At 47.4% G+C, this 7,228-nt stretch carries 8 protein-coding genes; all 8 read right to left on the bottom strand.

Annotated features, from left to right (window positions below; all coding sequences use genetic code 11):
- Positions 1–599 (bottom strand): response regulator transcription factor (locus GX019_04395; protein ID HHT36398.1); only part of this gene is annotated, 599 nt, incomplete at its 3' end.
- A gap of 19 nt (positions 600–618) precedes the next feature.
- Entirely contained in the window at positions 619–1,269 is a 651-nt protein-coding gene (phoU, locus tag GX019_04390; protein HHT36397.1) for a phosphate signaling complex protein PhoU, read from the bottom strand.
- A 2-nt stretch (positions 1,270–1,271) separates the two neighbouring features.
- Positions 1,272–2,018 (bottom strand): phosphate ABC transporter ATP-binding protein, encoded by a 747-nt coding sequence (gene pstB / locus GX019_04385; GenBank protein ID HHT36396.1) that lies wholly within the window; start codon positions 2,016–2,018, stop codon positions 1,272–1,274.
- Positions 2,019–2,029: 11 nt separating this feature from the next.
- Positions 2,030–2,788 (bottom strand): phosphate ABC transporter ATP-binding protein, encoded by a 759-nt coding sequence (gene pstB / locus GX019_04380; GenBank protein ID HHT36395.1) that lies wholly within the window; start codon positions 2,786–2,788, stop codon positions 2,030–2,032.
- A gap of 11 nt (positions 2,789–2,799) precedes the next feature.
- Positions 2,800–3,639: a phosphate ABC transporter permease PstA gene (gene pstA / locus GX019_04375; protein ID HHT36394.1), complete on the bottom strand. Its 840-nt coding sequence runs from the start codon at positions 3,637–3,639 to the stop codon at positions 2,800–2,802.
- Complete coding sequence (pstC, locus tag GX019_04370; protein ID HHT36393.1) at positions 3,636–4,562, bottom strand: phosphate ABC transporter permease subunit PstC; 927 nt, start codon at positions 4,560–4,562, stop codon at positions 3,636–3,638. Before pstC ends, pstA begins: the two co-directional genes overlap by 4 nt.
- Positions 4,563–4,597: 35 nt before the next feature.
- The gene (gene pstS / locus GX019_04365; protein HHT36392.1) at positions 4,598–5,626 is read right to left on the bottom strand and encodes a phosphate ABC transporter substrate-binding protein PstS; all 1,029 of its coding nucleotides are present in this window, start codon (positions 5,624–5,626) and stop codon (positions 4,598–4,600) included.
- A gap of 200 nt (positions 5,627–5,826) precedes the next feature.
- Positions 5,827–7,194: an MATE family efflux transporter gene (locus tag GX019_04360; GenBank protein ID HHT36391.1), complete on the bottom strand. Its 1,368-nt coding sequence runs from the start codon at positions 7,192–7,194 to the stop codon at positions 5,827–5,829.
- Positions 7,195–7,228 lie beyond the last annotated feature (34 nt).

Here is a 7,228-nt window from a genome sequence, read left to right as displayed (position 1 = left end):
GTGCCGATATGAACATCCACAGTCCGGGTTTCGGTTTCTGCGCCATAACCCCAGACAATGTCTAACAGTTCATCCCGGGTAAAAACTCGGCCTGCATTTTTCATTAAACAGTGAAGCAGATCGAATTCTTTTAACGTTAACTCGATTTCCTTCCCCCTGATAGTCACTATATGCTGGCGGAGATCGATTGTCAGCTCATCGACAGTAATCTGCTCATCGGTTTCCGGACGGGGAATTCTGCGCAGAATTGCTTTAATACGGGAGATTAATTCCATCACCCCGAAGGGTTTGGCAACGTAATCATCTGCGCCGCTGTCAAGACCAATCACTTTTTCAAATTCTGCGCCTTTGGCAGTAATTAATATGACGGGAATATCTGCGGTTTTTTGGTCTGCGCGCAGGCGCTTGAGAACTTCCAAACCGTCAATTCCCGGCAGCATGATATCAAGCAGGACAACATCAGGCCGAGCTTGGGCAAGTGTTTCGAAAAATGATTCTCCATCTTCAAACCCCTGCGCTTCAAATCCGGTAGACTGCAGGGCATACAGCACGGCGCTGCGGATTGAAGCATCATCCTCAACGTAGTAAACCAAGCTCACAAAATCACCACCTTTACGATCAGCGGTTGTCTCTTTCAACTCCTGTAATCGAAAATACTACCCACTCGGCGATGTTGGTGGCATGGTCGCCGATGCGCTCGAAATATTTAGCCACCATCAAAAGATCCAGAGCTTGTGTGCCATTGTCGGCATTTTCTAAGACTAACGCGATCAGATCATCCTTAACTGCGGTAAAGAGATTATCAACAAAATCATCGGCATCAATCACTGCATAAGCTTTATTCAGATCCTTTTTCACAAACGCATTAACAGCATCAGTAACCATTTTTCCGGTTGCATGAGCCATTTGGGAAATGTGATCCAGCTTTTTAATATAAGGCGAATCAGCAACGTGAATGGCGATCTCTGATATGTCTAAAGCCTGATCACCGATTCGCTCCATATCCGTGATCATTTTCAGCGCTGCTGAAATCTGGCGCAGATCTCTCGCTACCGGCTGCTGCTGTACCAACAATCTTAAGCACAGAGCCTGGATTTCCTTTTCTTTTTGGTCAATTTCCCGCTCAATGCCGAGCGCTTTTTGAGCCTGCTCTTTATCCTGATCAATCAAAGCTTTAGTAGCACTGGCAATTGCCGACTCAATCAGCGCCCCCATCATAATCATCTCATTGTTTAAATGCTCTAACTGCGAATCAAAATGTGACCGCATTGCTAAAACCTCCCAGTGATATAATTCTCAGTTCTGCTGTCCTGTGGAAGAGAAAATACCTGCTCAGTGTCACCATATTCAATCAACTCACCCAGCAGGAAAAATGCGGTTTTGTCAGAGATGCGGGCAGCCTGCTGCATGCTGTGGGTAACAATCACAATAGTATAATCCTTTTTAAGCTCCATGATCAATTCTTCGATTTTACCCGCCGCAATCGGATCCAGAGCAGAAGTGGGTTCATCCATCAAAATTACCTCCGGTTCCACCGCTAAAGCCCGGGCAATGCAGAGCCGCTGCTGCTGACCTCCTGATAATCCTAAAGCGCTGTCATTCAATCGATCCTTAACTTCGTCCCAAAGGGCTGCGTTTCTCAGGGAACGCTCTACAATATCAGCCAGCACAGCCTTATTTTTAACACCGTGCAGGCGGGGGCCATAGGCAGCATTGTCAAAGATTGACATTGGGAAAGGATTTGGTTTCTGAAAGACCATTCCCACCCTTTTCCTCAGCGAACTGATATCCCTTTCCTGATAAATGTCTCTGCCATCAAGGAGCACATTGCCGCTGATCTTGCAGTTATCAATTAAATCATTCATCCGGTTTAAAGTTCTCAGCATCGTTGATTTGCCGCAGCCGGAGGGGCCGATCATCGCTGTAATCTGCCCAGCGCTGATTTCTAGATTAATATCCTTCAGCGCATGCAGATCTCCATAGAACAGATTTAAGTTTGAAACACTGAACTTACTCATTCCTTACCCTCCTAACCAAAGCGGCCTGTGATATAGTCCTCAGTGCGCTGATCCTTCGGATTGGAAAACAGCTCCTCGGTGAGAGCATACTCCACCAGCTCACCTAAAAGCATAAACGCAGTGCGGTCTGAAACCCTAGCAGCCTGCTCCATATTGTGGGATACCAAAACTACGGTGTAGTCTTCTTTGAGCGAAATCATCAGCTCTTCGATCATGCGCGTTGCAATGGGATCAAGCGCTGAAGTCGGTTCATCCATCAAAAGTATTTTCGGCTGCAGAGCAATCGCTCTAGCAATACATAAGCGCTGCTGCTGGCCGCCGGACAGCTTTACTGCTGGATCTTTCAATCGATCATGCACTTCATCCCACAGCCCTGCCCGCTTTAAACTTTCAACTGCGATCTCCATCCGCTCTCTGCTGCGTCTGATGCCGTGAAATTTCAGAGCCCAGGTAACATTATCGATGATCGACATCGGCAGCGGATTCGGACTTTGAAACACCATCCCGACCTTTTTTCTTAAACTGATTAAATTAACACCGGGAGCATAAATGCTCTCACCATCTATTTTAAGTTCTCCATCAACGGAGAAATCTACAATTCTATCATTCATGCGGTTCAAGGTTCTTAACAGCGTAGACTTGCCGCAGCCTGATGGTCCAATCAGGGCTGTGATGGAATTACTGGGGATCTCCATCGTTATTGACTTAACCGCTTCGAAATCACCATAATAGATTGATAAATCCTTTGCATTAATCGCAACTTGATTCACAGCAGCACCTCCTAGCGCTGGGTATAGCGGGACCTGGAACTGATCCGAACAATTAAGTTTAAAAGCGTTACCAGAATAATCAGGACCAGGGCACCGGACCAGGCCTGTTGGTTCCAATCTTGGAACGGAGATATGGCGTAGTTGTAAATTTGAATAGTTAAGGTTGAAATCGGACCCGTCAAGCCCTGATGCCAGAAGCGGTTGTTCAGCGCTGTAAACAGCAGCGGCGCTGTTTCGCCGGCTATCCGCGCAATTCCCAGCATAACACCGGTAAAGATTGGCGCTTTAGCAGCCCGGAGCACAATCCCGGTCACAACCCGCCAGTAGGGCTGTCCTAGGGCCAATCCTGCTTCCTTGATATTGTCAGGGACCGTCAGCAGAGCCTCTTCCGTGGTTCTGGTTAAAAACGGAACCAGCATCATGGCCAGGGCAAAGGCCCCCGCGTAAGCCGAGAAGCTCTGCATCGGCACTACCACCACCGCGTAGGCCACAATTCCGATTACTATCGATGGAACCCCCTGAAGAACATCGGCAATAAAGCGGACTGCCTTACCCAACCGAGTCTGTTGGCCGTATTCGGCCAGATAAACCCCGGCGAGAATGCCGATCGGAATTCCTAAGAGTCCCGCTAATCCTACAACGATCCCAGTCCCTACAATCGAGTTTGCCATGCCGCCTCCCGATTCTCCAACCGGTTTCGGCAGCTCGGTCAGAAACGCCCAGTTCAGATTAGAAGTTCCCTGGTATAATAAGTAGCCTGAAATACTGATTAAAGGTATAATGGTTGCAATTACACACAAGAGCGGGATCAGAGTCATTGTTTTATCAACCAGTTTGCGGCGTAAGTTCATCGTTTGCTGACCCCCTTTGTTTTTCTTGGCTTCACTGCAAGTCGGGCAATAATATTTAAGATAAATGTCACTAAGAACAGAATCAAACCGATTTCAACCAGCGCACTTAAGTGAATCGCTTCTGTTGCTTCAGAGAACTCATTAGCAATCAAACTTGCCATGGTTTGGGCAGGCATAAACAGCGACCAGTTGATCTGGGGCTGATTTCCAATTACCATCGTAACTGCCATTGTCTCTCCGAGCGCCCGCCCCAAACCAAGTATAACTGCAGCAACGATTCCAGATTTATTATAAGGAAGCACCACTCTGCGGATGGTTTCCCACCGAGTTGCTCCCAAGGCTAAGCTTGCTTCGCGCTGATGGTTCGGAACCCCGTTTAGCGCATCCCTGCTTAGGCTGGTAATAGTTGGAATGATCATGATTGCCAAGATAACGCCGGCAGCTAATAGACTGTAGCCATAGGGTGGGCCTTGGAAAATCGGAATGAAACCAAGCACATTTTGAACAACAGGCTGGAATCTGCGGATGAGAGGAATCAAGACAAACACTCCCCACAAACCATAAATAACGCTGGGGATCGAGGCCAACACTTCAATGAAAAATCCAACAATTTTCCGGATTCTCACCGGAGCAATTTCCGATAAGAAAATCGCTACTCCTAGGCTTAATGGAACCGCTATCAAGAGAGCAAGCAGCGAAGACGCAACTGTGCCGAAGATAAAAGGCAGAGCCCCATATTCTTTGAACACCGGATCCCACACATCGCTGGCTAAAAATCCTAAACCATATGCTTTGATAGAGGTCCAAGACTGGGTAATCAGCTGGTATAGAATCATTCCGGCTAAAGCCAGTACAATCAGCGCTGCACCTGTGGTCAGGAGCTTAAAGATGCGATCCACTGCTCCGCTGCTTCTCTGTTTCATAATCACTGCCACTCCTTAGTTTTAATCGTCCACTGCTATTTCAAAAATGGTTCCCCATTATAGTTCAGTTCTTTGAGCGTGCCTTCCAGCATTTCCACCACTGCGTCCGGAAGTGGAGCGTAGTGCAGTTCCTCTGCATAGCTGCCGCCATCATGAATGGCCCACCAGATAAACTCAGCTAACTTCCTGCCTCTGACTTCATCTACTGCATCTTTATAGACTAAGAGCCAAGTAAATGTTGCGATTGGATAGCTTTCTTCTCCGTCAGCGTTGACAATGGATACACGGTAGTCGGCCGGCATATCTACACCAGCAGCTGCCAGACTTGCACCTTTAAGCGATGGCAGCACAAAGTTACCCGCTTTATTCTGCATTGCAGCCTGGGATAGGTTGTTTTGGTCAGCATAAGCCTGTTCAACATATCCAATTGCACCAGGCAGCTGTTTCACCAAGCCTGCCACACCTTCGTTACCTTTGCCGCCCAAACCCACCGGCCATCTTAACGCCTTGCCTGTACCGATTTTCTCTGCCCACTCTTCACTGACACTGCTTAAATAATCACTGAATGTGAAGGTCGTGCCGCTGCCGTCAGAGCGTCTGATAACTGTAATGGCTAATTTAGGCAAGTTCAAATCCGGATTCAGCTCAGCAATTTTCGGATCGTTCCATTGGGTAACTTTACCGAGATAAATATCTGCTAAAAGGTCCCCGGTCAATTTCAATCCTGAGGAAATGCCCGGCATATTGTACACTACAGCGGTAGAACCGATTACCATCGGTATATGCAGAATCTCGCCTTCAGCCTCAGCCAGTTCTTCGTCGGTCATAGGTGAGTCACTGGCACCAAAGTCTACGGTTTTGGCTAGAATCTGCCGGATTCCCGCTCCACTGCCGATCGATTGATAGTTGATCTGGACATCAGGATCTACGTCGAGGTAGATATCGAACCATTTCGAGTAAATCGGATAGGGAAAACTGGCTCCCGCTCCATCCAGCTGCAGCGGCGCTGCCATAACCGGAGAAACCACCATCAAAATCAGTGCTAACAAGATACTGCCTGTCATCAGTTTTTTCTTAAGCATTTTTCCACTCCATTCTTGTACAGCTCATCAGCTGCTGTTGTTTGAACTATCACTTCTGATTATAAGGGTGCTGTGTAAAGGCTACCATCATAGTAAAATCAAATGTATGTAAAGTGAATCCGGGCATAAAAAAAGAACTAAAGCCTAGATTCATGGCTTTAGTCCTATTAATCGAACAAACTTCATTTGCCCGCTAAGCGCAGGCAACTGATTTCTGGATGGGTCTTTAAATACCGCAGGTGCCACAGACCCAATACCACTCCTTTGAGAATGCTGGAAATACTGATTGCCCACCAGATCCCTTCTAAGCCAAGAGCGGTAGCTGATAAAATCAGCGCTCCCGGAATCCTAAGGAAATTGAAGACAATACCTACGATTGAAGGCGGGAAGCTGTTGCCGTGGCCGATAAACGCGCCAGCTGTAACAATCTCGATGCACATTGCCAGCTGTGACAGACCTAATATTCTTAAATAAACAACGCCTTGGCTGATCGCTTCCGGTTCCGGAATGAATATGGCAAAGAGGGGCCCAGCCCCAAAAATCAGCAGTAAGGTGGCAAATACTCCAATTACCGAAATAATCCCGATCCCGACAAAATAACCTTTGTAAACCCGGTCCCATTTTTTAGCGCCGTAGTTCTGCCCGATAAAAGCGCTCATGGCAGTCTGAAACCCGCCTGCGGTCATCCAAGAAATGGATTCAATCTGAGATCCTACTTTTTGCACCGCGATTGGCAGCGGACCCCAGTTGGCAATAATCCGGGCGATTATCATGGCAATAGTAGTAAAGAAGGCGCTCTGCACAGCCATCGGCAGACCCAGCTTTACAATGCGCTTGATATAATTCCAGTCAGGTTTCGCTAGTATGCGCAGGCCGGAAAAAAGTTCCGGACGTTTCTTTGTCTGCAGGAAAAACAATACCGAAGCGATAAATTGAGCAACAATGGTGGCAAGCGCCGCCCCGGCAACTTCCATCCGGGGAATAGGCCCTAAGCCGAATATCAGAATCGGATCGAGAATAATATTGGTAATCAGACCCACCACATTTATCTTAAATGGCGTGCTGCTGTCGCCAGCGCCGTTAAAAATCGCTGTAAATACGGGATTGACTGTGAAAAACGGCATGCCTATCGAAACTATAAGCAGATAAATGCGGGCTTGTTCTTCAACAGTTGGTCCTAAGCGATAAAAACCAATCAGAGGATGCCTAAACACACTCAGCAGTGCTCCATAAATTACCGAGAGGACCAAAATCAGCTGCAGGCTGTGGCGAATAAACCGCTTTGCTTCGTCTATATCTTTTTTCCCAATCGATTGAGCGGTACCCACTTCGGCTCCAATCCTGGCAACCAAAATCACAGCGGAAGCAAGCCAGGTGAAAAAGCCAGCTGTTCCTACTGCAGCTACTGCGTCGGAGCTGAGTCGACCAACCCAAATCATGTCTGTTAAGTTGTAAGCCATCTGCACAAAGGATGTACCGATAATCGGTAAAGCAAGCTGTATCAATCTGCGCAGGATACTGCCTTCAGTTAAGTCAATCGCTCTGCTCATATCTGTCTCAGCACTCCATATTCATTAGTATACT

Source organism: Bacillota bacterium, assembly GCA_012837335.1.
Classification (GTDB): Bacteria; Bacillota; Limnochordia; order Darwinibacteriales; family DTU012; genus DTU012.
Note: the sequence above shows the minus strand (reverse complement) of the source record. Positions and strands in the feature narration are given on the sequence as shown.

Coding starts and splice junctions, on each gene's coding strand:
- phoU (HHT36397.1), bottom strand. CDS start 1,269: ATGCGGTCACATTTTGATTCGCAGTTAGAGCATTTAAACAATGAGATG.
- pstB (HHT36396.1), bottom strand. CDS start 2,018: ATGAGTAAGTTCAGTGTTTCAAACTTAAATCTGTTCTATGGAGATCTG.
- pstA (HHT36394.1), bottom strand. CDS start 3,639: ATGAACTTACGCCGCAAACTGGTTGATAAAACAATGACTCTGATCCCG.
- pstC (HHT36393.1), bottom strand. CDS start 4,562: ATGAAACAGAGAAGCAGCGGAGCAGTGGATCGCATCTTTAAGCTCCTG.
- pstS (HHT36392.1), bottom strand. CDS start 5,626: ATGACAGGCAGTATCTTGTTAGCACTGATTTTGATGGTGGTTTCTCCG.
- GX019_04360 (HHT36391.1), bottom strand. CDS start 7,194: ATGAGCAGAGCGATTGACTTAACTGAAGGCAGTATCCTGCGCAGATTG.